The organism is Comamonas sp. 4034 (genome assembly GCF_050434545.1).
Classification (GTDB): Bacteria; Pseudomonadota; Gammaproteobacteria; order Burkholderiales; family Burkholderiaceae_C; genus Comamonas; species Comamonas odontotermitis.
Genome location: NZ_JBNDIT010000013.1, coordinates 1 through 26,144 on the forward strand (window position 1 = coordinate 1; position 26,144 = coordinate 26,144).

Sequence of the window (26,144 nt, forward strand, 5' to 3'; positions counted from 1 at the left end):
CAGTTTGTGGTGCGGTACTTGCGCCGACCCCAGTTCGTCTCACTCATCATCCGAGCCTACTACCGCTGCGGCCCGGATTTGTGCAACAAAGCCCACCGGCGACAAATCGGTGCGCGTGGATCGGCTTACGGGCGCCCAAGAGGTGTTCTGCCAGGCTCAACAAAGTTGGACCAGCGTGTCGGCATGCTATGCATCGGTCACGCCTCAACCAGCGCCTGAGCGGTGATCCAAAGTCTCGGCAGATGCAGTGGATACGATCACGATCATCGATCCCAGTGCAACCGATGAAATCTGCCTTTGGCGATTATTGATAAGGCACGTATTGCTATAGCAGTTCCAGCACCAGCTCCGGTGGACGGCACAGGCGGGCGCCCTTGCCAGTCACCACGATGGGGCGGTTGAGCAAGATCGGGTGCGCCGCGATGTGGTCGATGAGCTGCGCGTCGCTCCATGTGGGATCGTCCAGGCCCAGCTCCTGGTAGATGGCCTCTTTGCTGCGCATGACATCGCGCACGGGCACGCCCAGTTGCGCAATCAATTGCGCCAATTGCTGTGCATCCAGAGGCTGCTGGAAGTAATCCACCACCTGCGGCGTGATGCCGCGTTCTTGCAGAAGGGCGAGCGCGCCGCGCGAATTGCTGCAGCGCGCATTGTGATAGATGGTGGTGGTAGTTGGGGACATGGCCCCATCTTATTACAGGGAGGCTTCCAGCTCCGGCATGATGATGCGCGCCTTGGTAAGCGCCATGCCCAGGTTGGCCGTGCGGCGGCACACAAAGACGGCCACATACTCTTCGTTGGTCTTGCCCCGGATGAAGATGTGCAGCAGGTTGTCGCTGTTGACGATGATTTCCTGGAAGTAATGGTGGCCGTCATCGGGCAGACCGCGCGACTTCTTGAACATGCGCTCGATCATCGAGACGTTGGGGCCATTGAACAGATCTGCCGTTGCAGCCGCAACCAGATCAATGACCTCACGCGGGTGCGAATCCACGGTGCGGATTGCCAGCAGCATGCCACTGGCCACGTCCACATAGCCCGCGGCCAGGCACTCCGGTACAAACGATGCGACCTTCTGTAGAACTGCATCCATCGACATATAGCTTTCCTTCTCGTAAAACATGGCGCGTGCATGCCGCCAGCCCCTGCCAGCGCTGCACCCTCGCCTTTATGCGTTAACCCATTTTTTCCAGCAGCATGGCTTCGTAGGCGAACAGAATGTTCTCCTGCAGCTCCGACTGCACGAACTGCGATTCCACGGCGCGCACGCGGCGCAAAGACTCTTCTGCAGTGATGCCTTCAAACACCAGCCAGGCCGCCAGCACCGTGCCCGTACGGCCCAGGCCCGCCAGGCAGTGCACCGCCAGCACATCGCCGCCCAGCAGCAGGCGCTTCATCTTGAGCATCAGCATCTGCAGTTGCGCAACTGTGGGCGGCTCGCGGTCATACACGGGCAGATGGATGTTTCGCAGCCCATTGCGCGCGAGCGTGGCCTGGTCCACATCCTTTTCGGTCAACGAAACCAACACGGTCACGCCACAGCGCTTGAGTGCCTGCAGGTCGATGTCGATGGCATTGACAACGCCCGGCAACGGTGTGCCCGCCAGCTTGCCGGGCACCAGCCAGGCAAATCCGCGCGGCCCGCGCGACCCCGGAACAAAGGTTTCTGCAGCCAAAACCGGGTTGGCCAATGCCAGGTCGGGCAGTACAGCGCGCTGGCTCAGGCGCGCAGCCTGCTCCGCCGTTGCAGCTGCTGGCACAGGGGGCGCCTGCACCGCTTCAGCCTGCATCGCCTGCTCCACCGTGATCTCCGGCACCAGCACCGAGCAGCTGCCGCTACGCACAAACTGCTGGCCCGCTGGCGAATACGGTGCGGCAAAAAAAGCCTCGACCGCATTCGACTCCTGCACCGTTCCGCCAGCCAGCAGCAGCACCCGGTCCGCCACGGCTGCGGCGTGGCGCTGGTTGTGGGTGACGAACAGGACGGCCCGCTCCTGCCCTATGCGTTTGAGCAGTTCCAGCAGCAGGTAGGCGTCGTACTCGTCCAGATCGGCTGTGGGCTCATCCACCATCAGCAAATCAGGGTCTGCGGCCACCTCGCGCAAAATGGCGATGGCACGCTGCTGTACGGCAGGCAGTTCCACGGCGGGAGTGGCCAATTGGGTTTTCAGCTCCGAAAACCCCATTCCATCCAGAAAATCATTGCACCACTGGCGGCGCTCCTGCACGGATTGCGCGCCTGCGCGCCGGAACTCGGTGAGTGAATCCTGCACGCTCGCCAGCATCAGCCGTGCGTGCTGGCGTACCATGCGCGGGCGATGCGCTTCCGTGAGGGGCTGGCCCGCATAGCGCACACCGCCCCACTGGCGAAAACGCGGATTGTCGTCGTTCACCCCGGCTAGGCTGCGCAACAGGCTCGATTTGCCGCCGCCCACGGGCCCCATCAATGCCGTGATCGTGCGTGGCGCCATCTGCAGGTTCAACGCCGAGAGGATGACCTTGTCTCCATAGGCCACGCCCCAGTTGTCTGTTTCCAGAACAGGTATTTGTTCAGACACGCGTGCTAAGCCGCTGGGCGGCGCTTTCTTCATCCACCGGGCACACAGCATGAAAACCGGTACCGCCCGCCGAGCACCAGCCGCTGAATTTCCCCGGATTATAGAAAGCGGAAACGACAACAAGAGTACTTTGGTACTCTTTAAAAAAGTAAATAGTTACAAAACAAACAAATGGAGATTTTTTATGAACATCACTTGATGTACATCAAGTTTCATCCTCTTTTTTCGGTACGGATCGTGCGGATCAGCAGAACCACCGGCACCAGCCCCACCAAAACCAGTGCGAGCGATGGCAGGGCCGCCTCGCCCAGCCGCTCATCGCGAGCCAGCTGGTAGGCCACCACAGCCAGGGTGTCGCTGTTGAAGGGCCGCAGCACCATGGTGGCCGGCAGCTCCTTCATCACATCGACAAACACCAGAAGCGCAGCCGTGAAAGCCGAGCGGCGCAGCAGCGGCCAGTGCACCCGTGTGAGCAAGCCCAGGCTGCTGGTTCCCAGCATGCGCGCCGATTCGTCCAGACTGTTGGGGATACGGGTGTAACCGCTTTGCAGCGACTGCAGTGCTATCGCCGTGAATCGCACCAGGTAGGCCCAGACGATGCCCGCGGCGGTGGCCGTGATCCAGGCTGGAAAGCCCCACTGCGGCGCCCATTGCTGCACCCATCCAACGGGCAGCAGCAAACCCACCACGATGACGGCGCCCGGCACCGCGTAGCCCAGACTGATGAGTGCAACCAGTGCGCGCGTGAACCAATCGCGGCTGCGCCGCGCCGAAAATGCCGCCAGCAACGCAATCGCCACGGCCAGCACGGCGGTGATGGCACCAAAGCGAATGCTGTTGCCCGCCCATTGCAGGAAGCGGCCAAATGGGATGACTGACCAGTCGGCCGCCAGCGGCCGCAGCATGAACAACACCGGCGCCACAAAACCCAGGAGTACCGGCAGCCCGCATACCAGCCATGCAAGCGCACTGCGCATGCCCGTCAGCTTCTGGGGCTGCGCCTCTGCTGACGATGCCCGCCCTACACCGCTCGTCACAAAGCGCATGCGGCGCTGGGCGCGCAGCTCCAGTTGCAGCACCACCAGCACGAGCACCAGCAGCATGGTGGCCAGTTGCGCGGCCGCTGTGCGGTTTTCCATCGACAGCCAGGCCTTGTAGATGCCCGTGGTGAAGGTTTGAATACCAAAATAGCTGACCACGCCAAAATCGGCCAGGGTTTCCATCACCACCAGCGCAACCCCCGCCACCACTGCAGGCCGCGCCATCGGCAAGGCCACGGTGCGGATGCGCCTGCCCATGGGGGCCCCCAGCAGGCGTGCCGCTTCCATCAGGTGCGCGGCGCGCTCAGACAGCGCGGTGCGCGCCAGCAGATACACATAGGGGTAGAGCGCCACCACGAACACCAGCACCGCCCCGCCCAGCGAACGAATTTCGGGCAGAAGACGCCCTTCCAGCCCAAAACTGGTGCGCAGGCCACTTTGCAACGGGCCACTGAACTGCAAAAAGTCGGTATAGGCGTAGGCGGTGACATACGCCGGCATGGCCAGCGGCAGCAGCAGCAGCCACTCAAAGGTCTTGCGGCCTCGAAAATCAAACAGGGTGACGACTGCCGCGCACACCGTACCCACCAAGGCCGCGCCCACGGCCACCATCAGGCCCAGGGCTACGGTGGTCTGCAGATAACCCGGCAACACCGTGGCAAACATCTCGCGCACGATGGCAAAGGCATCGGCGTCATTGCCGATTCCGGGCAGCCACGCACTGAAAACGGTGACGACCGGCAACACCAGCGCAAATGCGATGACGAGCAGCAGACACTGGCGGCGGATGCGGGCGAGGTTTTGCAAATGCGAATCAACCTGAATAAAAGCTGGCGATTCTACCCGCCGGCAATCGCCCATGGTGGCCGCCCCCTACAATGCAAACCATGTTTCTAGAGGTCTCTCAACTCGATGTGCGTTATGCCGGCCGCGCGCAGGCTGCTGTCAGTCAGGTGTCGCTACAGCTGCAGGCTGGCGACATTGGTGTGTTGATCGGGCCCTCGGGCTGCGGCAAGACCACCTTGTTGCGAGCGGTGGCAGGGCTGGAGCCCATCAGCCATGGCGAGATCCGGCTGAATGGCGCGATCGTCAGCTCCAGTGCCGGTAGCCTGCCGCCTGAAAAGCGCCGCATCGGCATGGTGTTCCAGGATTACGCCCTCTTTCCGCACCTGAGCGTGGGCAAGAACGTGGCGTTTGGCATTCACCACCTGCCCAAGGCAGAGCAACTGCAGCGTGTGCATGAGGTGCTGAGCCTGGTGGGCCTCGAAGGCAGTGCCATGCGTTACCCGCATGAACTCTCGGGCGGCCAGCAGCAGCGCGTGGCCTTGGCGCGCGCCCTGGCGCCGCGCCCACAGCTGATGCTGCTCGACGAGCCGTTCTCAAACCTGGACGTCGATCTGCGTGAACGCCTGGCGTATGAGCTGCGCGACATTCTGAAGGCTGCAGGCGCCACCGCACTGTTCGTGACGCACGACCAGCTGGAAGCCTTTGCCATTGGAGACCAGATTGGCGTCATGGAGCATGGCCGCCTGCACCAATGGGCTGGCGCCTCCACCTTGTACCGGCAACCCACGAGCCGCTTTGTGGCCGACTTCATCGGCCATGGCGCGTTTGTACCTGCCACGCCGGTGCAAGGGCCGCAAGGCTGGCTCCTGCAAACGCCGCTGGGGCCCATCACCACTGGCCAGACAGCGCAGCCCGAAGCACCTTGTGATGTGCTGCTGCGCGCCAGCGAGGTGGTGCTGGATGCCAGCTCACTCTACCAGGGCACATTGCTGCGCAAATCCTTTCGCGGCTCTCAGTACCTGTACACCCTGGCGCTGACGGACGATCTACAGGTGTATGCCCAGGTGTCCAGCCAGATCGACCACCCCATTGGCACACGCGTTGGCTTGCAGGCACGGCCCATCAACCTGGTGCGCTTTCCCAGCAACACTTAGAAAGCACCTGGAAGGTATCTGAAAGATATCTGGAAACTACCTGAAAAAATGCTTGCAAGGCATAGCTGGCAAGCGCCAGGCATTCAAAATAGAGAGCAATCAGCGCTGCACCTGTACCTGTCGAAGCCGGTCGACCTCGCCATGCAAGGCGTCTGACCAGTCGCGGCGATTGCGGCCTTGCGCATCCTGCGGCACACCATAGCGCAGTTGCGCCACCAGCGGCGGCGCAGTCACGGTGCGCCAGATCGAGCCCAGCAGGCTTTCGTCGCCCACGTAGCTCGGCGCACGGCTCATCTGACCGGTGCGCTTGTCGTAGAAGCACAGGCCCAGGGGCTGAACGGCTGACTCGGCAGCAATGGCCGCCTGCAGCAGATTGGCGTGAAACGGCAGCAACTCGGAGCCATCGCCCGTGGTGCCTTCGGGAAAGATCGCCACCATGTCGCCACTGCGAATGGCCTCTTCCATGCGGGTCACGGTGCGCATGGCGTCGCGGCGCGAAGTACGCTCAATGAACAGAGTACCTGCCGCACTTGCCAGGCTGCCAATGACAGGCCAGGCCTTGACATCCGACTTGGACACAAAACGGCAATGCTTGCTGGCATGGATGGCCGGAATATCAAGCCACGACAGATGGTTGGCCACCAGCAGCAGCGGCCCCTGGCTGGGCACCGGGCCCAGCACCTGCAGCTCTACCCCCGCATGCCGCAACATCTGACCGGCCCAGCGCTCCACTTCCCGGTTGCGCTCTGCGTGGCTCAGCCTGTCAAAGCGACTCCAGATGGTGAAGACCCCGGAGACGATGTGCACACCCAGCCGCCCCAGGCGAACCACCCCGACCACCTTGCGACGCCAACCTGCCATGCCTGTCCGTCCCGTCAATCGTTAGAGGTATCTGATGCAGGCAGTGCTGCAGCCGTATCCAGGCTGCGCATGAACTGCTCCAGAATGATGCATGCCGAGGCAGCATCGGCATCGCGTGCACCATTGGCCAGGGCCTCGGTGGTGCTGTAGCGCTCATCCACTTCGAACACCTGCAGCCCGAAGCGGCCACGCAGCTGGCGGGCAAAACGCAGGGCGTTGACGGTGTTTTCATGCGCCGCACCATCCGGGTGGTAAGGCACACCCACCACCAACGCATCGGGCTGCCACTGGCGGATCAGGCCTTCCATGGGGGTAAAACGCGCCTTGCCTTCCGCCTGGATGGTGGGCAGCGGGCGCGCCGTGCCAAGCATGCGGGTGGCGTAAGCAGCCCCCGTGCGCTTCATTCCGTAGTCAAAGGCGATAAAGCTCTGCATCTGCCGGGCTGCAGCCAGGCTGGCGGCGTCGCTCATGCGCGCCCCGCCGCAGCCGACAGCGCCCAGGGCTGAACGCCCAGCAGGCCCAGCGCCGTGTCATAGCGCTGGTCAATCGGTGTATCGAAGATGACCTGGGTGTCGGCATTCACCGTCAACCAGGCGTTCTCGGTGATCTCGGACTCCAGTTGGCCCTCACCCCATGATGAATAGCCCAGCGACACGAGCACGCGCCGGGGGCCGGCTCCCGTGGACAAGGCTTCGAGTACGTCTCGCGAGGTGGTCATCTCCAGCCCGCCCGGGATCGTCAGGGTGGAAGCGTAAGCCGACTCATCGCCCGCGCTGGCGTCCAGCACGATACGGTCATGCAGCACAAAACCGCGTTCGGTATGCACCGGCCCGCCCTGGAACACCGGCTCCTGGTGCAGATCATCACGGCGCAGCAGCAGATCCACCTTGTCGAATAATTTTCCCATGGTGATATCCGAGGGCTTGTTGATGATGATGCCCAATGCCCCCTTGTCGCTGTGCTCGCAGACATAGACCACACTGCGGTTGAACATCTCATCCTGCATGCCAGGCATGGCAATCAGGAAATGGTGTGTCAGGTTCAGGGTCTCGGAAGTCTCGGTCTCGGCGCTCATGCAGCCATTGTACGGGCAGGCCGTCAGCCCTGAAGCGGCAAGCTCTCTGCCCCCGGTCCGATCTGCCCGAACGGTGCTACCACCACTGACGAAGCCCTGCCCAACCGCGCCCAGGAGCGGATGGCCCAAAAAAAGGGCCGCATTGCTGCGGCCCCTGTGGATGGCGTCAGCCTCGGAAGGCACCGTCAGCCACCGTGGTGGGCTGAGCCTTCTGCAGCATCGGCGGCCTTGATTTCGCTGTCGAGCACATACTGGCGTACCAATGACAGCAGCACTTCGTCGGCGTAGGGCTTGCCCAGGTAGTGGTCGACGCCCAGGCTGGCCGCGTGCTCGCGGTGCTTGTCGGCAATGCGTGATGTGATCATCACCACGGGCAAGTCCTTGAGCGCGTCATCGGCGCGAATCTCGCGCACCAACTCGAAGCCATCCATGCGCGGCATTTCGATGTCGGACAGCACCATGACAGGCCGCTCTTCCCGCAGCCGATCCAGGGCCTGCAGGCCATCGGCGGCCAGAGCCACCCGGTAGCCTTCGCGCTGCAGCAGGCGCTGCGTCACACGGCGCACGGTGATCGAGTCGTCCACCACCAGCACCAGAGGCGTCTGCACCACCTGCTCTGCCAACGCCCGCACTGGCGCCTTGGCCACTTCAGGATGGACTGCAGCCTTGGCGATGCGCTCTGCCACCTGGTCGCCATACACGGTGTACAGCGCCACGGGGTTGTAGATCAACACGATCGCGCCCGATGCCAGTACCGACATGCCCGCCAGACCCGGCAGACGCGCCAGTTGCGGCCCAAGGTTCTTCACCACCACTTCCTGGTTGCCCAGCACTTCGTCCACATGCACCGCCACGCGCTTGGCGGCCGAGCGCAGGATGACCACCGCACTGGTCTTTTCCGGCACTTCGTTGCTGCGCAGATCGCCTTGCAGCAGTGCGCCGGCATAGTAGTACGGCAGTGCGTCGGCGTTGTCCTGGTAGACGCCGCTGGAATGGCCCTGGTCTATCGTGTCCTGCGATACCCGGCGGACATACTCCACCAGGTTGGCCGGCACGCCAAACTTGATGCCGCCAGCACGCATCATCACCACCTGCGTCACCGCCGTGGTCAAGGGCATCACCATCTGGAAGGTGGTACCACGGCCCTGGTCCGATGTGGTGACGATATGGCCACCCAGCGACTGGATCTCGGTGCGCACCACATCCATGCCGATGCCGCGGCCCGAAATGTCGGACACCGATGCCGCCGTGGAGAAGCCGGGCGCGAAGATCAGTTGCGCCGCCTTTTGCACATCGACCGCTTCTTCCACGGTAACCAGGCCCTGCTGCACAGCCTTCTGGCGGATCTTTTCAAGTTGCAGACCTGCGCCATCGTCCTTGAAGGAGACCGCAATGTCGTTGCCTTCCTGCTTCACATCAACCGTGATGGTGCCGATGGCCGGCTTGCCCTGGCGCTTGCGCAGCTCGGGCGACTCAATGCCGTGGGCCACGCTGTTGCGCAGCAAGTGTTCGAAGGCAGGCGTCACACGATCAAGCACGCCGCGGTCGATTTCAATCGCACCACCGGCAATGTCCAGCTTGACCTGCTTGCCCAGCTCCTTGGAAATCTGCCGCACGATGGCATACAGCCGCTCGGAAATCGAATCGAACTCCACCATGCGCGTTCGCAGCAGATCGCGCTGCAGCTCGCGGGCCTGACGCCCCTGGGCGATCAGATCGTCTTCTGCCCCTTCGGCAGTGCGCTGCAGGTTGCGCTGCACGGTACCCACGTCATTGACCGATTCGGCCATCATGCGAGTGAGTTCCTGCACGCGGGTGAAGCGGTCAAACTCCAGTGGATCGAAGCCCGAGTCCGTATCCTTGGCCTGCGCCATGCGCGACTGCATCTGCGACTCGGCCTGCACTTCCACGTCACGCAGCAGACTGCGCAAACGCTCCAGGTTGGCCGACATGTCCTTGATCGACGAACGGATGTTGGACAGGCGCATGTCCAGGCGGGAGCGGGCAATCAGCACCTCACCGGCCTCGTTCACCAGCCGGTCCAACAGCTGGGAGCGTACGCGTACCGACTGCCCGGCCGCCACACGCACAGGTGCCATCCGCAATACCAGCGGCTTGTGGTGCACGCCCTGGCCCACGCCTGCAGACGGCTCGCTCGCCAGAGCTTCGGACTCTTCGTCTTGCGGTGCAGGCGCGCTGGCGACGACTTCCGCCACCACGGCGCTCATGTCGGAGGCAGGCGCTGCATGCTGCGGCAAGGTACCTTCGGCCAGCACCTGGTTGCCGCGCTGCTGCAGCCCAACAAACTCGTGCTGCAGGCCATCGTAGCGAGCCAGCAAGGCTTCAATGTCCTGCGTGGTCAGATTCTCCGTACCGATGTCTTCGACCTCGGATTCCATGCGGTGCGACATTTCGCCCAGACGCATGGCTCCGGCAAGGCGCGCGCTGCCCTTGAGCGTGTGCAGGTGGCGCAGCACCTCTCCGCGCGGAGGCAGATAGTTCGGATCTGCGGACCACTCGCGCAGCGCCGTGCCCAGTCTTGGCAGCAACTCCTGGGCTTCTTCTTCAAATATCAGGAACAGGTCGGGATCGATGACGTCATGAACGTCCATCGAGTCGTCCATGACCAGACCCATCGCAGGCCGCACCTCGCCGATCAGCGGCGCTGGCGCATGGACGGCGGGCTCCACCTCTGACAGTTCGGCCAGATCGCTGGCCGGGCTGTCTTGCATTTCATAGGGTGGGTGCAGCGCGGAATCGATCTCCTGGTTGGCGATGCCGTGCAGATCCTTGAGCACGATGTCGTTGGCAGGTTTGACAAAACCGGCGGCCACCTGGTGCAGCAGCTTGCGGATCTCGGAGCCTGCCGCCTGGAAGGTATTGAGCCAGGCGACTTCGGGCTGCGATGCATTTTGCACATGCGCCAATGCATGCTCCAGCGCACGCCCCAGCTCCGACAGCGAATGGAAACCCACGGTGGACGAGCTGCCAGCCAGCGAATGGGCGTAGGCGATGGCATCGTCGGGGAAATGCCGGCTGGGATTCTGCGCCCAGGTGTACAGCACCTTCTCCAGGCTGTGCGACCACTCCTCTGCTTCTGCGAGGTATACATTGAAGAGCGCCGTGCTGACACCCAGCACGTTCACTGTTTCTTCGCTGGATTCAACGACTGCGTTGCTCTGCGGTTCTGCAGCAACGACGGCTTCTTCGATGGCCGTGGCAGGCTCTGCTGCCGGGGTCGTGAGCGCGGCAAAACTGCCCAGTTCCAGCGATGGCAGATCCAGGGGCAGCTTTTCCTGGGCAGCAACCACAGGCGGCGCATCGACAAACTCGATGCTCTCGTCCATGGACACAAAGCCGACGCCAGAGTCCTGCAAATCCTGCGGCTCTTGCGGGGCTGCAGCCGCCGGAGGTGCCTGCTCTGCTGCCATGGCCTGCGCAAACTCAGCGAAATCAACCTCTTCGGCACTTTCAGGGGCCGATGCAGACACCACATCATGGGGTACTGCAAGGTCTGGTGCATCGACTGCAGGCTCCAGATTCAAGTCAAGGCCTTCCAGCGGCCACTCCAGAGGCGAAGCGGGCTCCTGGGGCTTCGCCGTGGCGGCGTCCAGCGCTTCCCGATCGAAAGCTGCCTGTGCATCCTGCGCAGCTTCGCTCGCGCCCTCTGCCGCTACCTCTGCGTCGAGTTCCTGGCTGGCTTCGAAAGCGCTGTCCAGCGACAGTTCAGGCAACTCCAGCGGCAGCACCATGGTCTGCTCCGGATCGGCAGCAGCCATGTCGGAGCGAAGCTCTTGCGGCTGCGAATCCTCGGCCTCGGCCACAGTTGCATCACCGGCCTGCGCTGGCGTGACCAACGGAATATGGGTACCGTCCAGACGCATGGCATCGGCAGAGATGCGGAAGATGTCGGGGTTCCAGGTAGAGTTGCGCTCGGCGCCAATGTCTTCCGCCCAACGGCCAAATCCATGCAGGGCCTCGGTGCTCAGTGCGAGCAACGCGCCATTCACGGGCCGGTGTTCCGCCAGCCAGGTGTTGAGCACCTGCTCCATGGACCAGGCGGCTTCGCCAAACTGCATCAGCCCCACCATGCGGGAGCTGCCCTTGAGCGTGTGGAAGGCCCGGCGCAATGTGGTCAGCGCTTCCGTATCGGTGGAATCGCGGCGCAGCGCCTGCAAGGCCTGCCCGCCTGTCTGCACCACGGTCTGCGCCTCTTCCAGGAAGATGCCAAGCAGCTCGTCATCCAGCTCCTCCTGCTGCACAGGAGCAGCAGGTATGGCCTGTACTGCTGGTGCAAACATCTGCAGATCCGGGGCCAGAACGGCGGGTGCAGCGGGGGGTGCAGGGGTCAGGTCAAACAGCGGCGCTGGAATGGTCGGTGCAAAATGCACCGAATCGTCGTCTCTCGCAGCGGAGACTGCAGGCACCGATGCCTGTGCGACGTGGCCGGCCTTTTGGGAACCCATGACGATGCGCAATTCACCGCTTGCCGCATCAAACAGGAACAGCTTGCGGGCCAAGGTGCGCTGGTAACCCAGCATGTCGAGCAGGAAGCCCAGCGCGCCCAGGCTGTTGCCCAGCTTTTCAAAAACAGCTGGCTTGTCTTCGTCGGCAATCTGGCCCACGGCCAGTTGCTCGACCACAGAGCGGAAATGCTGAGTGGCAGCGGCGGCCTGATCGAGGCCCAGCACCGACAAAACCCCGCGCATCTGCGACATGGAGCCCGTGACCGAGCCCAGCATCGACACATCTTCCGGATTGCGGAAATACTGGTCAAGGTGCTTTTCGACTTCGGCCAGGGTCGAGCGCAGCTCATCTACCACGCTGCCCATCGTCTGGTGGTCGCTGACCTTGCGGTACAGCTCTTCCACCCAGGGCTCCAGCGGCTCGGGCGCCGCACCGGAGAGCACGTGGTCCAGGCGCTGTGCCAGCCGGCTCGCCCGCTCGCGCATCAGCACCGGCTTGACGTCCAGCGATTCCAGATTGGCCTGCAGGTACAGGATGGAGGTTGCCACCTCCATGGACAGCGGCGCCGAAGGCACCGTGCTCGTCGCCTGCAAGCGCTCGGCAACGCGGCCCAGCGCCGCGCCCAGTTCATCAGCGCCGACATGCAGCTTGTGCAGGGATTCACGGATCAGGTGGAACTGATCCGCCACGGGCTTGATCTTGTAACGGTCGCCATCTGCCAGCGAAGACCACAGCTCGGCGGCCGACTCGATGCGCTTGCGCGCCTGCGCCAGCACCGCCGGGTCAAACAGCCCAAAGCGCTCCTGCGTGTAGTTGACACCCTGCAGATCGCTGCCTTGCAGGCCTGCGCGCACCGCCTGCAGGATTCTGGCCTGGGACTCATCAGCGCCTTGCGCTACTGCGCAGAAGAAATTGAGTTCATGCAGCAAGGCCTGATCTACATCAGAACTGCCTTTGGCCTGCAGGGCAAACTGCATGATGACGCGCGATGCCGAGCGTTTGACATACAGGTCAGGCACCAGCAGCTTGTGTGCCAAGCCATCAAAAAAGCCCGATGCAACCTTCCAGAACAGACGCAGTGGTGCTTTCGACTGCCCTTGCGCAATGCCCAGGCACACCGCCGTCAAATCGCGGGCAGCGTTGCTGTCCGCTGATTTGATGATGTGGAGCATGCCAGCATCCAGGCGCTCACGGGCACCGCGGTCCAGGGCCAGTGGCGCAACGGCCTCCGTCTGCGGCTCCTGCTGGCTCGCATCTCCATGCCACAGGTCAGCAGGGTGCACACGGTCCTGCCCCACCAGTTCCTGCATTTCCTTGTACTGAGGAAACAGTGCCACAAACGGCACGGCTCGGCCCTTGAGCACATGGCCCAGGTATTCCAGCAGCGCAAACGAAGAGCGCTCCATCAGCGCAACCGCTTTTTCGGTGCACAGGTGCGGCTTTTGCGCGAAACGCTGGGCAGCAGTCTCCATCAGACCGACCAGTTGCGCCGGCTGCTCCACACCCACCATCTGCAGGGCGCCCTGCACCTGGTGCAGGTTCTGCCGAGCAATACGGATGCCCGTGGAATCAATGGCCTCCAGGTCGGAGGCCTTGGCGACCTCTACATCACGAACATAGCGATTGAGCGCCTTGACCATGGATTCCAGCGAGCGGCGAACCTCATCACTGATCCACGCCAATGGCCCAAGATCCCTCTCTTCTGTTTGCACTGCGTTTTCCGCTTTATTTTCGATAGCCATAGACATGCAACAGTCCCCGATTGCGGGTCAAAAATGAACAACAGGCGCGGTCAAGCAATCTTGAATCGCGCCACGGACTGACGCAGCTCCTCAGCCATCTGCGACAGTTCGCGCACCTGCTGCGCCGTAGTGCGGGTGCCATCACTGGTCTGCTCCGTCACTGCAAAAATGTGCTGGATATTCTCGGCCACTTCATTGGCCTGCACGGCTTCATCCGATGCCGAGCGGGAAATCTGCAAGATCAGCTCTGCCAGGCGGCGCGACACACGGTCAATCTCGGCCAGTGCCGTACCCGCGCTGTCAGACAGGCGTGCACCCTCCACCACACCCTGGGTGGAACGCTCCATAGCGGCCACCGCATCCTGCGTGTCGGTCTGAATCGCCTTCACCAGCACCGAGATCTGGCGCGTTGCGTCGGCAGAGCGCTCCGCCAGACGCTGCACTTCTTCGGCCACCACCGAGAAGCCCCGGCCCGCTTCACCGGCCGACGCAGCCTGAATGGCGGCATTGAGCGCCAGAACGTTGGTCTGCTCGGTAATGTCCGAAATCAGGTCCGTGATTTCGCCAATTTCCTGCGAAGACTCACCCAGGCGCTTGATGCGCTTGGAAGTGTCCTGAATCTGGTCACGGATGGAGTTCATGCCGCCGATGGAGTTTTCCACCGCCTTCAAACCCGATTCGGCAGCCAACAGCGATTGACGCGCCACCGCAGCCGATTCCTGCGCCTGCGACGACACCTGGTTAATACGCGTTGCCATGTCCAGAATGGACTTGCCGGTTTCACGAATCTCGCGCAGTTGCTCGGTCGAGGCGGCCAGCAGCTCGGTCGATGTGGAATCCACGGTCGAGGTGGTGTGCGCCACCCGGGTCGCCGTGTTCTGCACGCTGCCCACCAGCATGCGCAACTCTTCCACGGTGTAGTTCACGGAGTCGGCGATGGCGCCCGTGATGTCTTCCGTCACGGTAGCTTCCTGCGTCAGGTCACCTTCAGCCACCGATTGCAATTCGTTCATCAGACGCAGAATGGCCGCCTGGTTGGCATCGTTCAGTCGCTTGGCTTCCTGCTCCTGGCGGGTCGCATCCTGCTGCAGGATTTCCGCAGCGCGGCGGCGGTTGGCAGAATCAATCAGCTGCAGACGCACAAGGCCCCAGCCTCCCAGGCCCACCAGCAGAGCGGCCAGCACAATGCCGACCAGGTACAGCCAGACCCGGTTGGAGCCGCTGTTCAAATCCGCCTGCAGGGTATTGAGGCGCTGGCGCATCGGCTCACTGGCCGACTGGATCGACACTTCGGCCTCGCGGGCTTCCGAAATGCCCTTGAGGTTGCCCAGAACGGCCGAGCCGTCCTTCAGGGTTGTCTCGTACTGAGCGCTGAGTGCCTGCAGCTTTTCGCGCACTGCACCATCACGGGCAGCACCCAGGCGCAGTTCGCTGCTGCCATTGAGCAAGCCGCCCACCAACTCCTTGAAGGTGTTCAGATCCTTGCCCAGCAGGAAAACGGCTTCCGCACTGGCGCCGGCGCCAGACTGGAAATCGCTGGAGGACTTGGCAATACGCTGGGTCAGCATGGTCAACTGGCTGGCTGCAGCGATTTCTGCAGTGGGCGCGCCCTGTTGCAGCTTCAGGCTGACAACGGCTTCGCTCAACTCCAGCAGGTTCTGCGTGTTTCTGTGGATGGCCTGCAAGGCCTTGCTCATCGAGATGAGCGCATCCTTTTGCTTGATGATCACATCGCTCTTGGCAGCCGTGCGGTTGGCATCCTCCACCAGAGGATCGAGCGTTTCGGCATACGAGTCCGACAAGGCCTTGATGCCCAGTTCGTCATCGCCGGACTTCAGGCCCAGCACGTTCTGCTTGAGAACGGTCGAGCTCTCGGCCACATCGGCAAAGGATTGCTCATGGCCATTGAGCGCCTGGCCCACGGCCTTGGCAAGACGTTGGGACTGAGTCAGCGCCTGGCCGGTGGCAGACAACTGCCCCGTCACTGTGCGCGACTGAAGAATCGCCCACACTGCCAGCGCAAAGAACACCACCAGGCCGCCGATCACGATCGCCAGCAGGGTTTTCTGGTGCTTGGACGCCGGAGCGGTTCCCAATACGGGCAGGGTGATCGGATCATCACCGCTCACGTTGCCCTCGACCAATTGCTCCATGTATGCATTGCTGGTGGCCAATGTCGACTCAGAGGGAGCCGCAACAGCATCACCGGTGGAGCCTTCGGACAGCATGACCTGGTCGCCATCCGGGAAAATGCTGACACCGGGTTCTGGCGCTGCCGCATCTTCTTTGCGTTTGAATAGTTTGCTAAACATACAGAGTGGTTATGGTCAGAGGGTGGCAGGCGTTCTGCGCTATGCCGTGATATCGAGAAAATCGGGGGCATTGGCCAACAGCTGCAGATTCAACTCCTGCCATTGTTCGCCGGTGGTCGTCGTATAGAGGGCGCCAAAGAACTCAGGCGCATCGGGAGCCGCATCGCTGGAATGCTGGAAATCGGCAATGCCCCGCAGACCTCCCAGGTCCTCCACGAACAGCGCCGCATTGACCCCCATCATGGGATTGAGTGCCACGACCGAGGCCTCTGCAAATACCTGTTCGCTGCGCGCAACGGGCAGGCCCAGCATGCGCGCGAGGTCGACCACGGTCAATAAAATGCCCCGGATGCTGGTGACTCCCAGCATCCAGGGCTTGGTGTAGGGAACCGGCTCGACGCCGCTCCAGCCTACCACTTCGCCAGACTGGCTCAGGGGTAGCAGAAAATTCCTGTTGCTGATCTTGACGGCCAGCCACGACGCTCCCACAGCGGTCTGTGTACGCGCCTGGCTCAGGCGATCTGCCAGGCGGGCCTGCAAATCCCGTAGGTCTTCGCGTTGTGTCATGCCTTAACCCAATGCCTCGATCTTGGCCTTGAGCTCGGCCGGGTCCACCGGTTTGGTCACGTAGCCGCGTGCGCCCTGGCGCATGCCCCAGACGCGGTCGGTTTCCTGGTTCTTGCTGGTGCACATGATGATCGGAATGTCCGCGTAATCCGGGTTGCGCGTGATCGAGCGCGTGAGCTGGAAGCCATTTTGCCCGGGCATGACCACATCCATCAGGATCAGGTCAGGGCGCTCTTCTGCCAGGCGCTGCATCGCCTCATCCGAGTTCTGGGCCGTGCGCACCACCATGCCGTGGCGCATCAACAGGTCGCTCAGGAACATCAACTCGGTTTTGGAGTCGTCGACGATTAAAACTTTTTGAATAGGCACAGCCCCTCCTTACCGCACAGCGACGAAGCGCCCGACGGTTTCCAGCAATTGGTCTTTGGTAAATGGTTTGGTGAGGTAGTCTTCGCAACCCACCATGCGGCCCCGGGCCTTGTCGAACACGCCGTCCTTGGACGACAGCATGACCACAGGCGTGGAGGCAAAGGATTCATTGCGCTTGACGATGGCGCAGGTCTGGTAGCCATCCAGCTTGGGCATCAGGATGTCGCAAAACACCATGTCCGGCTTGAAATCGTTGATCTTGGAAAGTGCATCAAAGCCGTCTTCCGCCAGCAGCACTTCATAGCCACCCTGCTTGAGGAATATCTCGGCACTGCGGCGAATGGTGTTGCTGTCGTCAACCACCAGGACCTTGAAATTTTCTGCGGATGCTGTCACCGGCCACTCTCCTCACCTAAAGTGTGAAATGCAAATGCACACGGCAGCGAAGGCTGACAACACCCCTCCCACCCGGCTCGCATAAATGTGAATCGCATGTATGCGATTTTTCTTTCGACGGAACGGCGCCCGTTTTGGCGCATTTTGCACCACAACGCGTACACTGGACCCGTCGCCCCTGCTCTTAATCTTGAAAAGCTTACATAGCCTTTAAATAGAATGCAACGATTGTAGCTTTTCAACACGGTTGGTTGTGGTTCTTGCGGCACTGTGCCATACCCTATTGACCTATGACATCTCCTTTGACATCTGTGCCCGAATCCAGCGCCAGTGACAGCACCCTCGCCGCCTCCATCGACACCGTCAGCATCCTGTGCGTCAACGCCAACGACCCGATTGGCGCTGGCGGCATCAACGGCGACAGCCTCGCCGTAGCCTCCATGGGAGGGCACCCCTGCACCGTGGCGACGGGCACCCTGGTGCGCGACACCCTCGATACCCTCGATTTCTACGCGCTGCCTGATGATGCAGTGCAACATCAAGCCCAGACGGTTCTGCAGGACATCCCCATCCGCGCCATCAAGATCGGTTTTCTGGGATCGATAGGCAACGTGCGGGTTTGCGCAGAAGTGACCAATGACTATCCGGATATTCCGGTGGTTGCCTATGTCTCCAGCATGGCCTGGTGGGATGGCGCGCTGATCGAGGATTACCTGGATGCCTATGAAGAGCTGCTGCTGCCCCAGGTGACCGTGCTGGTGGGCGCCTATGGCCTGCTGTGGCGCTGGCTGGTGCCGGACCGCACCTCCGAACACCCGCCCACGCCGCGCGACATTGCCCGGGCCGCCGCCGAACACGGGGTGCCCTTTGTGCTGGTTACCGGCATTCCCCGCAAGGACCAGCATGTGGAAAACGTGCTGGCCTCCTCCGACACCATCTACGGCAGCGGCGAATTCGAGCTGTTCGAAACCGAGTACCTGGGCGCTGGCGACACCCTGAGCGCCGCACTGGCCGCCCTCTTGGCCACTGAAGTCCCATTGAGCGACGCCACGGCAGAAGCGATGACCTACCTCGACAAATGCCTGGAAGGGGGCTTGCGCCCCGGCATGGGCAAGACGATTCCGGATCGCCTGTTCTGGGTACATGCCGATGATGACGAAGACGCGGACCCGGACGACGCTGCCAGCGCGACCTGATTGTCTGATTGTTACCACCTGATGTCATCTGTTGGAATCGGGTGGCGTCTGTTGCCGTCACCCCGCCGGGGGTAAAACAATGCATCCCGCTGCGGTACCCCCGGTTTGACAGCCCCTCTCCGCTGGTTGGCCGACAATCAGCGGCGAACTCTCCTCTGACCCGCTATGACCATCGATAAAAACGCCCAATTGTTTGAACGCGCACGCCAGGTGATTCCCGGCGGCGTCAACTCGCCCGTGCGCGCCTTCAATGCCGTGGGCGGTACCCCGCCCTTCATTGCACGCGCCCAAGGCGCCTACCTGTGGGATGCCAACGGCAAACAGTATGTGGACTACATCGGCTCCTGGGGGCCGATGATCCTGGGCCATGGCCAGGCCGATGTGGTGCAGGCCGTGCAGGCCGCCCTGCTGGATGGTTTCTCCTTCGGCGCACCGACCGAGCGCGAAGTGGCGCTGTCCGAGGCCATTCTCAAGCTCATTCCGTCGATGGACATGGTGCGCCTGGTCAGCTCCGGCACCGAAGCCGGCATGAGCGCCATCCGCCTGGCGCGGGGTTACACCGGCCGCAACAAGCTCATCAAGTTCAACGGCTGCTACCACGGCCACGCCGATGCGCTGCTCGTCAAGGCGGGCTCGGGCCTGGCCACCTTTGGCGCCTCGTCGTCGGCCGGTGTGCCGGCCGAGGTGGTGCAGGACACCGTCGTACTGGAATACAACGACATCGCCCAGCTCGAAGAGGCCTTTGCCAAGTATGAGGGCCAGATTGCCTGCGTGATGATGGAGCCGATTGCGGGCAACATGAATTTCGTGCGCGCCACGCCCGAATTCACCCTGCGCATCCGCCAGTTGTGCGACGCACACGGCGCGCTGATGATCTACGACGAGGTGATGACGGGCTTCCGTGTGGCCCTGGGCGGCGCGCAAAGCATCTATGCGCAGCAGATCCCGGGCTTCCGGCCTGATATCACGGTCATGGGCAAGGTGATCGGCGGCGGCATGCCGATGGCCGCCTTCGGCGCGCGCCGCGAAATCATGGAAAAACTCTCGCCCCTGGGCCCGGTCTACCAGGCAGGCACCCTCTCAGGTAACCCGATTGCCACGGCCTGCGGCCTCAAGACGCTGGAGCTGATCAGCCAGCCGGGCTTTCATGACCGCCTGCACGCCCAGACTGGCAAGCTGATGACCGGTATCAAGGCCGAAGCCGATGCCGCCGGCGTTCCTTTCTGCGTGGACCACCAGGGCGGCCTGTTCGGCTTCTTCCTGCTGCCCGAGCTGCCCAGCAACTACGACGCCGTGATGAAGAGCGACAAGCCGCTGTTCAACAAGTTCTTCCACGGCATGCTCGCGCGCGGCCACTACTTTGCGCCCGCGCTGTACGAAGCCGGCTTTGTCAGCAGCGCGCACACCGATGCGGACATCGCCTCGACGGTGGAAGCCGCCCGCGAAGTGTTCAAAACACTATAAAAATCCGGCCTTGGCGCTTTTCTGGCAAGCGCCAATAGCTCTTAAAGAGAGAGCAAAACAAAGCCCCGGCATGCCGGGGCTTTGTTCATGAAGAAAACGCCGCTCAGTCGTCGTTGCCGGTGAGGGACATGATCAGGCGCAGCACGTACCAGAACAGCAGCGCCACCGATGCGAACAGGTGCAATGCAGCGCCTGCAGGACGGTCTGCGGGGTAGTGGTGGATGATCTGCGAGGTGTCATACAGCACGCAGGCGCCAGCGAACAGGATCATGGCACCGGAGAACCACACGCCCAGCTTGAAGCCGAACAGCACGCCCGCGATGATGACGCCGATGGCCACCAGACCACCAATCTTCAGAAAACCGCCCAGGAAGGAGAAATCGGTCTTGCTGGTGAAAGCGGTAAAGGTCAGGCCCGCCACCAAGGCCAGGGTGGCAATGGCTGCTGCCTGAATGGCACCAGGAGCGATGATGCTTGCCATGGCCAGCATCGGCGCAAAAATCAGCGACTCTGCGACCACATAGCCACCCAGCGCCAGCATCTGCACGCTGTTGCTCTCGGAATTGTCTGCCGCATTGGTGGCAAGCCAGCCCACCACCATGAATGCACCCATCACGCCCAGCCAGGCCCACTTGCTGGCGCCCAGCATCTTGAGCATGGCAAACGATGCGCCGCTCGCATACAGGCCAAACGACAGTACGGCAAACAGCAGCACGGCAACAGCCAGATAGCTGTAGGCAGCCTTGATAAATTGGCCGCGGGTCTGCGCCTCGGGCACTCCACCGCCGTGGCCGGCGTATTCGGGAAAGTTCATGCGTCCTCCTTCGGTTTCTCTGCGTTGCAGGGGGCACCGATCGTTGCCCCCTTGTGCGCCGCAGTATCGCAGATTTGCTTTACAAAAGTACAGGCTTTTCAGCCATGCCGTACGGGCATTGCTGCCTGCATGGACCGGCACGCAGAAAAAAAGCCCGCATCTTGCGGGCCTGTGGGCGGGATCGGGGGTCTCAAGGCTTGCCAGCCTCCGGCTTGGCTGATGGCTTGAGCGCCATCAACCAGCCGGCCATCAACTCGGCCTGCTCCTGCGTGATCTGCGGGTGGCGGGGCATCACCACACGGCCCCACTCCCCCACGCTGCCCTCGCGGATCTTGCCCGCCAGGTACTGAACCCCGTCGGGCCGGTCGCCGTAGCGTTTGGCAATGGTCATGAAACCGGGGCCCACCACATCCAGATCCATGGTGTGGCAGCGCATGCAGTCGCTGCTTTTCGTCACCAGATCGCGCCCCCGCTGCAGAGCAGGGCTGGCCGCAATGGTTTGCTCGACCGCCACCACCTCCGGCTTGGGCCGCAGGATCAGGCGCCCGATGTTGAACATCCCCAGCCCCACCACCAGCGCAAAACCCACAATCACCACGCCCCACCAGCGCGAGCGGCGGGGCTGTTCGTCTCTCTCTTCTCGTGTATCGCTCATGGCTTCCTCAATTGATACGCCGAACCGCCACGAGGCAGCCCTCCTTCAGGAAGACCGCCCAGCGGCGCACGATCAATCAATGCCGGAAGTGGCGCACGCCGGTGAACACCATGGCCACGCCGCGCTCATTGGCGGCGTCGATCACTTCCTGGTCGCGCATCGAGCCGCCGGGCTGGGCCACACAGGTTGCGCCCGCATCCACCACCACATCCAGGCCGTCGCGGAACGGGAAGAAGGCGTCGCTCGCCACCACGGTGTTCTGCAGCGACAGCTTGGCGGCATCGGCCTTGATAGAGGCGATGCGTGCCGAATCCAGGCGCGACATCTGGCCCGCGCCTACACCCATGGTCATGCCGTTCTTGCAGAACACGATGGCGTTGGACTTGACGTACTTGGCCACCTTCCAGGCGAACAGCAGGTCGTTCAGCTCCTCGGGGGTGGGCTGCTTGACGGTGACGACCTTCAGCTCGGCCAGCTGCAGTTCATGGTTGTCTGCGGTCTGCAGCAGCAGGCCCGAGCCCACGCGCTTGGATTCGACGGCGTTGCGGCCTTGGTCCCAGGCGCGCTCGCCGCCGGCGGGCAAGGCGATCTTCATCAGGCGCACATTGACCTTGGCCTTGAAGATTTCCAGCGCCTCGGCGCTGAAGTCAGGCGCCATCAGCACTTCAACGAACTGCTTGGAGACGGCTTCGGCCGCAGCCTTGTCCACAGTGCGGTTGAAGGCGATGATGCCGCCAAACGCACTGGTGGGGTCGGTCTGGAAGGCCTTGGCATAGGCTTCGTGCGCATCCTTGCCGATGGCTACGCCGCAGGGGTTGGCGTGCTTGACGATCACGCAGGCGGGCACGTCAAAGCTCTTGACGCACTCCCAGGCAGCATCGGCGTCGGCGATGTTGTTGTAAGAGAGCTCCTTGCCCTGCAGCTGCACGCCGGTCACCAGCGAGCCGGGGGCGGGATACAGGTCGCGGTACAGCGCTGCCTGCTGGTGGCTGTTTTCGCCGTAGCGCAGGTCCTGTACCTTGATGAAGTGGCCATTGCTCTGGCCGGCGAACAGTGCGCGCTCGGGCACATATGCTTCGCTCAGCTTCTCTTCTTCAAACTTGACGCTCGACAAGTAATCGCTGATCGCACCATCGTACTGGGCGATGCGGTTGAAGGCAGCCACGGACAGCGCAAAGCGCAGCTTGTCGGACAGCTTGCCCGCGCCCTTGAGCTCAGCCAGCACGGCGTCGTACTGGTCGGCAGCCGTGACCACGCCCACATCCTTCCAGTTCTTGGCGGCAGAGCGCACCATGGCCGGGCCACCAATGTCGATGTTTTCGATAGCGTCGGCCAGCGTGCAGCCTGCCTTGGCCACAGTGGCCTCGAACGGATAGAGGTTCACCACCAGCAGATCGATGGTCTCGATGCCGTGTTCCTTCAGGGCTGCCATGTGCTCGGGCAACTCGCGGCGCGCCAGCAGACCGCCATGCACCTTGGGGTGCAGGGTCTTGACGCGGCCATCCAGCATCTCGGGGAACTGGGTCACCTCAGCCACCTCAGTCACCGGCAGGCCCACGCCCGCCAGCAGCTTGGCCGTGCCGCCGGTGGACAGCAGTTGCACGCCCAGGCCGTGCAGCGCCTGCGCAAACTCCACAATGCCGGTCTTGTCAGAAACGGAAATCAGTGCTTTCATGGCAATCACTCTATAGATAAAAACAGGCTCTAGCGCTTGCACTGATTGCGCAAGCTGCTATAAATTTGATAGATTTCAAAGCATCTTGTGCTCAACCAGCTTCTTGCGCAGGGTGTTGCGGTTCAGGCCCAGCCATTCGGCCGCGCGCGACTGGTTGTTGTCTGCGTGGTTCATCACCACTTCCAGCATGGGGCGCTCCACCATGCGCACCACCATCTCGTACACGCGGTCCGGCACTTCGCCTTCCAGATCATGAAAATACGTCTGCAGGCTTTCGCGCACGGACTGCTCAATCGTCGTCTTGCTCATACACAATCACTCGTTGTTGCTGGGGCATCGGCTCCCTCGCCGGCCACTGGCGCTGCCGCACTAACAGGCAGGCGATCCATCTGCTGCCCCAGGGCATCCAGATAATCGGCCACCGCCTGCCATTGCGCAGCGCTGTTCTCTATTAGATTCATCTCGCGCCGAAACGCGTCCCCTCCGGGCAGATCGCGCACATACCATGCGATGTGCTTGCGCGCAGAGCGCACACCTGTGCTCTCTCCGTACAGCGCATAGTGGTGCTGCAGGTGCGCCAGCAGGTGCCTGCGCAGCTCGGCCACCAAGGGCGGTGCCAGGTGCTCGCCCGTCTGCAGAAAGTGCACGATTTCCCGAAAAATCCAGGGCCGCCCCTGGGCAGCCCGCCCCACCATCACGGCATCTGCACCGGTGTAGGCGAGCACATCGCGCGCCTTCTCGGGGCTGGTGATGTCGCCATTGGCCACCACGGGCACGCCCACGGCCGCCTTGACGGCGCGGATCGTGTCGTACTCGGCAAAACCTTTGTAGCCCTGCTCGCGCGTGCGGCCATGCACAGTCAGCATCTGGATGCCGACCTGCTCGAACTGCTGCGCCAGCGTGATGGCGTTCCTGTGCTCGTCGCTCCAGCCGGTGCGCATCTTGAGGGTGACAGGCACCTTGAACGGCGCTGCCGCCTCCACCACCGCGGCGGCGATCTCCACCGCCAGCGGCTCGTTCTGCATCAGCGCCGACCCCGCCCATTTGTTGCACACCTTCTTGGCCGGGCAACCCATGTTGATGTCGATGATCTGCGCGCCGCGCTCGATGTTGTAGACCGCCGCCTCGGCCATCATGAGCGCATCGGTGCCAGCGATCTGCACGGAGATCGGCCCCGGCTCGCCCGCGTGGTTGGCACGGCGGCTGGTCTTCAAGCTGTCCCACAGGTCCTTGCGGCTCGTCACCATCTCGCTGACCGCATAGCCTGCCCCCAACGCCTTGCACAGCTGGCGGAAGGGCCGGTCCGTCACACCCGCCATGGGTGCCACAAACACGTTGTTGGCCAATTGATAGGAACCGATGCGCACGGACATGGGGAAAAGACAAAAGCGCGCTCCAAAAACAGGGGCGCCGTAGCTTGAATGGTTTGGGGAAGAGAGCGATTGTACCTGCTCAAAAAATCAGCAAGCACCAAATCAACCCGGTTGACACCGTATTCGTCCTGTTATTTTTTCGTTGCAGGGCCTCGGCAGCATGAAAAGCCCTCACGCCAGAGCTGCGGGCTACACTGGCGCGCATGGAAGTGTGGATGCATCAACTGCTGCAATGGCTGGCCCTGCCCCAGTTCGGGCTCAGCACCGTCTTTATCGTGGCGCTGATATCGGCAACGCTGCTGCCGCTGGGGTCCGAGCCTGCCGTGGCGGGCCTGCTGCAGCTCAACCCCGATCTGTTCTGGCAGGCCATTCTGGTGGCGACGGCGGGCAACACCCTGGGTGGCGCCATCAGTTGGTGGACCGGCATGCTGGCACACAAGGCATGGCGCAAGGCGCGCAGCCTGCGCCATGCGAACGACCCCGTGCAAGTGGGTGACGACGCCGCGTCCGCCCAGGCCCCGCACCAGCGCAGCCGCCACCAGCGCATGGCCCGCGTCTGGCTGCGCAAGTTTGGCGCCAAGGCCTGCCTGCTGAGCTGGCTGCCGGTGGTGGGCGATCCGATCTGCGCCGTTGCAGGCTGGCTGCGCCTGCCGTTCTGGCCCTGCGTCTTCTATATGGCCATCGGCAAATTCATGCGCTACCTCGTCATGACCGCCACCATCCTGCACTTCTGGCCCGCAGGCTCGCTCACTGGCTGATCAGGGCAGAAACTTCGGCGAAAGCAGGCGCAGGCCGATGGAAACCCAGTGGCCGCCCTCGCCGCCAAAGCGGTTGCCGTAGGTGGCGTCCACCTGCACCCGGTCGGGCACCAGCCAGTGGCGCAGGCCCACCTGGTAATACGGCTTGCCCACGCCCTGGCGGTAGGTCTCTGCCACCAGCCAGTTGCTGCCCGACAGCTGCGTCTCGGAGCCCAGGCCCCAGGTGAGGCGGTTGTTGTGCGTGCCCTGCTCCCGCAGCCAGCCCACATTGGTGTGCAGCACCAGCTTGTCGTCGGCAAACGAAAAGCTGACAGGCACATAGGCATAGGTATCGCGGCCGCCGCCCGAGCCCGGGCGCGGATCGCGCGACACACCAGCGGCCAGGCCATAGCCCCAGCCATTGGTTTCCAGCGGTTTGAACAGGGTCTTGCCCTGGATCAATTGCGCACTGCGCCGCGTGCCACCGTCCTCGCGCGTCCACGCGCCGCCCAGCGTCACCTCCAGGTTGCCTGTGAAGTTGCAGGCGGGCTGCGCCCACAGCTCGGTATGGCCATCGGTGCGCTTGGCCCAGCTCTCCAGCTGGCACGACTTGTCATCCACCACCCGCGCATCGTCCGTGTTCATCGGGCGGGCCGCATGGGCCATCAACGGGGCGGCGCACACAGCAGCCACCAGGCCATGCATCCAGGGGGTCCAACGCATAAAAACTCCTTCGCGCATCTGCAGCCAGCGTGCCCGGCCCGTCCGCCCACCAGTCACGCACCGCGCCGCACGCGTGATTCCTTGATTGATTTGGCGCGGATTATAGGGAGCGCGTACAGGTTTCTGCAGCGTCTGCAGACGCATGGCACCAAACAGCAACAGCGCCAGCCCCTCCACTCA

General features: G+C 62.6%; 22 protein-coding genes. 4 read left to right on the forward strand and 18 right to left on the reverse strand.

The genetic code is table 11. The features are described from left to right. Positions 1-325 precede the first annotated feature (325 nt). The 4 genes from arsC to ABIE32_RS14390 form a co-directional block, all read right to left on the reverse strand. On the reverse strand, positions 326-682 hold the full coding sequence (gene arsC, locus ABIE32_RS14375) for an arsenate reductase (glutaredoxin) (protein ID WP_429017176.1): 357 nt from the start codon (positions 680-682) through the stop codon (positions 326-328). Positions 683-694: 12 nt separating this feature from the next. After that, the gene (locus tag ABIE32_RS14380; RefSeq protein WP_224151360.1) at positions 695-1,099 is read right to left on the reverse strand and encodes a hypothetical protein; all 405 of its coding nucleotides are present in this window, start codon (positions 1,097-1,099) and stop codon (positions 695-697) included. Between the two features lie 76 nt (positions 1,100-1,175). Then, a complete protein-coding gene (locus tag ABIE32_RS14385; protein WP_429017179.1) occupies positions 1,176-2,558 on the reverse strand; it encodes an ATP-binding cassette domain-containing protein in 1,383 nt (460 codons plus the stop codon). Between the two features lie 212 nt (positions 2,559-2,770). Then, entirely contained in the window at positions 2,771-4,405 is a 1,635-nt protein-coding gene (locus ABIE32_RS14390; protein ID WP_429017181.1) for an ABC transporter permease, read from the reverse strand. Positions 4,406-4,485: 80 nt separating this feature from the next. Here ABIE32_RS14390 and ABIE32_RS14395 point away from each other — a divergent pair, with 80 nt between their 5' ends. Beyond that, positions 4,486-5,538, forward strand: a complete 1,053-nt coding sequence (locus ABIE32_RS14395; RefSeq protein ID WP_429017184.1) for an ABC transporter ATP-binding protein — start codon at positions 4,486-4,488, stop codon at positions 5,536-5,538. Between the two features lie 99 nt (positions 5,539-5,637). Here the strand turns inward: ABIE32_RS14395 and ABIE32_RS14400 are convergent, their stop codons facing one another. From ABIE32_RS14400 to ABIE32_RS14435, 8 genes are all read right to left on the reverse strand, one after another. Next, positions 5,638-6,399, reverse strand: a complete 762-nt coding sequence (locus ABIE32_RS14400) for a lysophospholipid acyltransferase family protein (RefSeq protein WP_429017187.1) — start codon at positions 6,397-6,399, stop codon at positions 5,638-5,640. A 14-nt stretch (positions 6,400-6,413) separates the two neighbouring features. Continuing rightward, positions 6,414-6,869 (reverse strand): Holliday junction resolvase RuvX, encoded by a 456-nt coding sequence (gene ruvX / locus ABIE32_RS14405; protein ID WP_429017190.1) that lies wholly within the window; start codon positions 6,867-6,869, stop codon positions 6,414-6,416. After that, positions 6,866-7,474, reverse strand: coding sequence for a YqgE/AlgH family protein (locus ABIE32_RS14410; RefSeq protein WP_395024747.1), 609 nt, complete (start codon positions 7,472-7,474; stop codon positions 6,866-6,868). Before ABIE32_RS14410 ends, ruvX begins: the two co-directional genes overlap by 4 nt. 185 nt (positions 7,475-7,659) lie before the next feature. Further along, positions 7,660-13,689 carry an Hpt domain-containing protein gene (locus tag ABIE32_RS14415; protein ID WP_429017192.1) on the reverse strand — a complete coding sequence of 2,010 codons (6,030 nt, stop codon included), beginning with the start codon at positions 13,687-13,689 and terminating at the stop codon, positions 7,660-7,662. A 44-nt stretch (positions 13,690-13,733) separates the two neighbouring features. Next, positions 13,734-15,995 (reverse strand): methyl-accepting chemotaxis protein, encoded by a 2,262-nt coding sequence (locus ABIE32_RS14420; RefSeq protein ID WP_224151352.1) that lies wholly within the window; start codon positions 15,993-15,995, stop codon positions 13,734-13,736. 39 nt (positions 15,996-16,034) lie between these two features. Then, positions 16,035-16,562 (reverse strand): chemotaxis protein CheW, encoded by a 528-nt coding sequence (locus ABIE32_RS14425; RefSeq protein ID WP_224151351.1) that lies wholly within the window; start codon positions 16,560-16,562, stop codon positions 16,035-16,037. A gap of 3 nt (positions 16,563-16,565) precedes the next feature. Then, the gene (locus ABIE32_RS14430) at positions 16,566-16,931 is read right to left on the reverse strand and encodes a response regulator (protein ID WP_263434665.1); all 366 of its coding nucleotides are present in this window, start codon (positions 16,929-16,931) and stop codon (positions 16,566-16,568) included. A 9-nt stretch (positions 16,932-16,940) separates the two neighbouring features. Continuing rightward, positions 16,941-17,327 (reverse strand): response regulator, encoded by a 387-nt coding sequence (locus tag ABIE32_RS14435; protein ID WP_184706139.1) that lies wholly within the window; start codon positions 17,325-17,327, stop codon positions 16,941-16,943. 290 nt (positions 17,328-17,617) lie between these two features. On the opposite strand from ABIE32_RS14435, the gene thiD reads away from it, so the two are divergent. Further along, positions 17,618-18,523 carry a bifunctional hydroxymethylpyrimidine kinase/phosphomethylpyrimidine kinase gene (gene thiD / locus ABIE32_RS14440; protein WP_429017195.1) on the forward strand — a complete coding sequence of 302 codons (906 nt, stop codon included), beginning with the start codon at positions 17,618-17,620 and terminating at the stop codon, positions 18,521-18,523. 165 nt (positions 18,524-18,688) lie between these two features. After that, positions 18,689-19,987 (forward strand): glutamate-1-semialdehyde 2,1-aminomutase, encoded by a 1,299-nt coding sequence (gene hemL / locus ABIE32_RS14445; RefSeq protein ID WP_429017197.1) that lies wholly within the window; start codon positions 18,689-18,691, stop codon positions 19,985-19,987. A 103-nt stretch (positions 19,988-20,090) separates the two neighbouring features. Here the strand turns inward: hemL and ABIE32_RS14450 are convergent, their stop codons facing one another. From ABIE32_RS14450 to dusB, 5 genes are all read right to left on the reverse strand, one after another. After that, entirely contained in the window at positions 20,091-20,801 is a 711-nt protein-coding gene (locus ABIE32_RS14450) for a Bax inhibitor-1/YccA family protein (protein WP_395024740.1), read from the reverse strand. 190 nt (positions 20,802-20,991) lie between these two features. Next, complete coding sequence (locus tag ABIE32_RS14455) at positions 20,992-21,456, reverse strand: c-type cytochrome (RefSeq protein WP_395024738.1); 465 nt, start codon at positions 21,454-21,456, stop codon at positions 20,992-20,994. Between the two features lie 76 nt (positions 21,457-21,532). Next, on the reverse strand, positions 21,533-23,131 hold the full coding sequence (gene purH, locus ABIE32_RS14460; RefSeq protein WP_395024737.1) for a bifunctional phosphoribosylaminoimidazolecarboxamide formyltransferase/IMP cyclohydrolase: 1,599 nt from the start codon (positions 23,129-23,131) through the stop codon (positions 21,533-21,535). Between the two features lie 75 nt (positions 23,132-23,206). Continuing rightward, entirely contained in the window at positions 23,207-23,440 is a 234-nt protein-coding gene (locus ABIE32_RS14465; RefSeq protein ID WP_224151345.1) for a helix-turn-helix domain-containing protein, read from the reverse strand. Beyond that, positions 23,437-24,504, reverse strand: a complete 1,068-nt coding sequence (dusB, locus tag ABIE32_RS14470) for a tRNA dihydrouridine synthase DusB (protein WP_224151344.1) — start codon at positions 24,502-24,504, stop codon at positions 23,437-23,439. The genes ABIE32_RS14465 and dusB overlap by 4 nt, the downstream gene beginning before the upstream one ends. Positions 24,505-24,719: 215 nt before the next feature. Between dusB and ABIE32_RS14475 the strand changes: the two genes are divergently transcribed. After that, the gene (locus tag ABIE32_RS14475) at positions 24,720-25,262 is read left to right on the forward strand and encodes a YqaA family protein (protein WP_429017202.1); all 543 of its coding nucleotides are present in this window, start codon (positions 24,720-24,722) and stop codon (positions 25,260-25,262) included. Here the strand turns inward: ABIE32_RS14475 and ABIE32_RS14480 are convergent, their stop codons facing one another. Next, positions 25,263-25,964, reverse strand: a complete 702-nt coding sequence (locus ABIE32_RS14480) for a hypothetical protein (protein ID WP_429017205.1) — start codon at positions 25,962-25,964, stop codon at positions 25,263-25,265. Positions 25,965-26,144: the final 180 nt, after the last annotated feature.

What these genes read in the sequence shown, in the direction of transcription:
- arsC (WP_429017176.1), bottom strand. Translation starts at nt 682, where the DNA reads ATGTCCCCAACTACCACCACCATCTATCACAATGCGCGCTGCAGCAAT.
- ABIE32_RS14380 (WP_224151360.1), bottom strand. Translation starts at nt 1,099, where the DNA reads ATGTCGATGGATGCAGTTCTACAGAAGGTCGCATCGTTTGTACCGGAG.
- ABIE32_RS14395 (WP_429017184.1), top strand. Translation starts at nt 4,486, where the DNA reads ATGTTTCTAGAGGTCTCTCAACTCGATGTGCGTTATGCCGGCCGCGCG.
- ABIE32_RS14400 (WP_429017187.1), bottom strand. Translation starts at nt 6,399, where the DNA reads ATGGCAGGTTGGCGTCGCAAGGTGGTCGGGGTGGTTCGCCTGGGGCGG.
- ruvX (WP_429017190.1), bottom strand. Translation starts at nt 6,869, where the DNA reads ATGAGCGACGCCGCCAGCCTGGCTGCAGCCCGGCAGATGCAGAGCTTT.
- ABIE32_RS14410 (WP_395024747.1), bottom strand. Translation starts at nt 7,474, where the DNA reads ATGAGCGCCGAGACCGAGACTTCCGAGACCCTGAACCTGACACACCAT.
- ABIE32_RS14415 (WP_429017192.1), bottom strand. Translation starts at nt 13,689, where the DNA reads ATGTCTATGGCTATCGAAAATAAAGCGGAAAACGCAGTGCAAACAGAA.
- ABIE32_RS14420 (WP_224151352.1), bottom strand. Translation starts at nt 15,995, where the DNA reads ATGTTTAGCAAACTATTCAAACGCAAAGAAGATGCGGCAGCGCCAGAA.
- ABIE32_RS14425 (WP_224151351.1), bottom strand. Translation starts at nt 16,562, where the DNA reads ATGACACAACGCGAAGACCTACGGGATTTGCAGGCCCGCCTGGCAGAT.
- thiD (WP_429017195.1), top strand. Translation starts at nt 17,618, where the DNA reads ATGACATCTCCTTTGACATCTGTGCCCGAATCCAGCGCCAGTGACAGC.
- hemL (WP_429017197.1), top strand. Translation starts at nt 18,689, where the DNA reads ATGACCATCGATAAAAACGCCCAATTGTTTGAACGCGCACGCCAGGTG.
- ABIE32_RS14450 (WP_395024740.1), bottom strand. Translation starts at nt 20,801, where the DNA reads ATGAACTTTCCCGAATACGCCGGCCACGGCGGTGGAGTGCCCGAGGCG.
- ABIE32_RS14455 (WP_395024738.1), bottom strand. Translation starts at nt 21,456, where the DNA reads ATGAGCGATACACGAGAAGAGAGAGACGAACAGCCCCGCCGCTCGCGC.
- purH (WP_395024737.1), bottom strand. Translation starts at nt 23,131, where the DNA reads ATGAAAGCACTGATTTCCGTTTCTGACAAGACCGGCATTGTGGAGTTT.
- ABIE32_RS14465 (WP_224151345.1), bottom strand. Translation starts at nt 23,440, where the DNA reads ATGAGCAAGACGACGATTGAGCAGTCCGTGCGCGAAAGCCTGCAGACG.
- dusB (WP_224151344.1), bottom strand. Translation starts at nt 24,504, where the DNA reads ATGTCCGTGCGCATCGGTTCCTATCAATTGGCCAACAACGTGTTTGTG.
- ABIE32_RS14475 (WP_429017202.1), top strand. Translation starts at nt 24,720, where the DNA reads ATGCATCAACTGCTGCAATGGCTGGCCCTGCCCCAGTTCGGGCTCAGC.
- ABIE32_RS14480 (WP_429017205.1), bottom strand. Translation starts at nt 25,964, where the DNA reads ATGCGTTGGACCCCCTGGATGCATGGCCTGGTGGCTGCTGTGTGCGCC.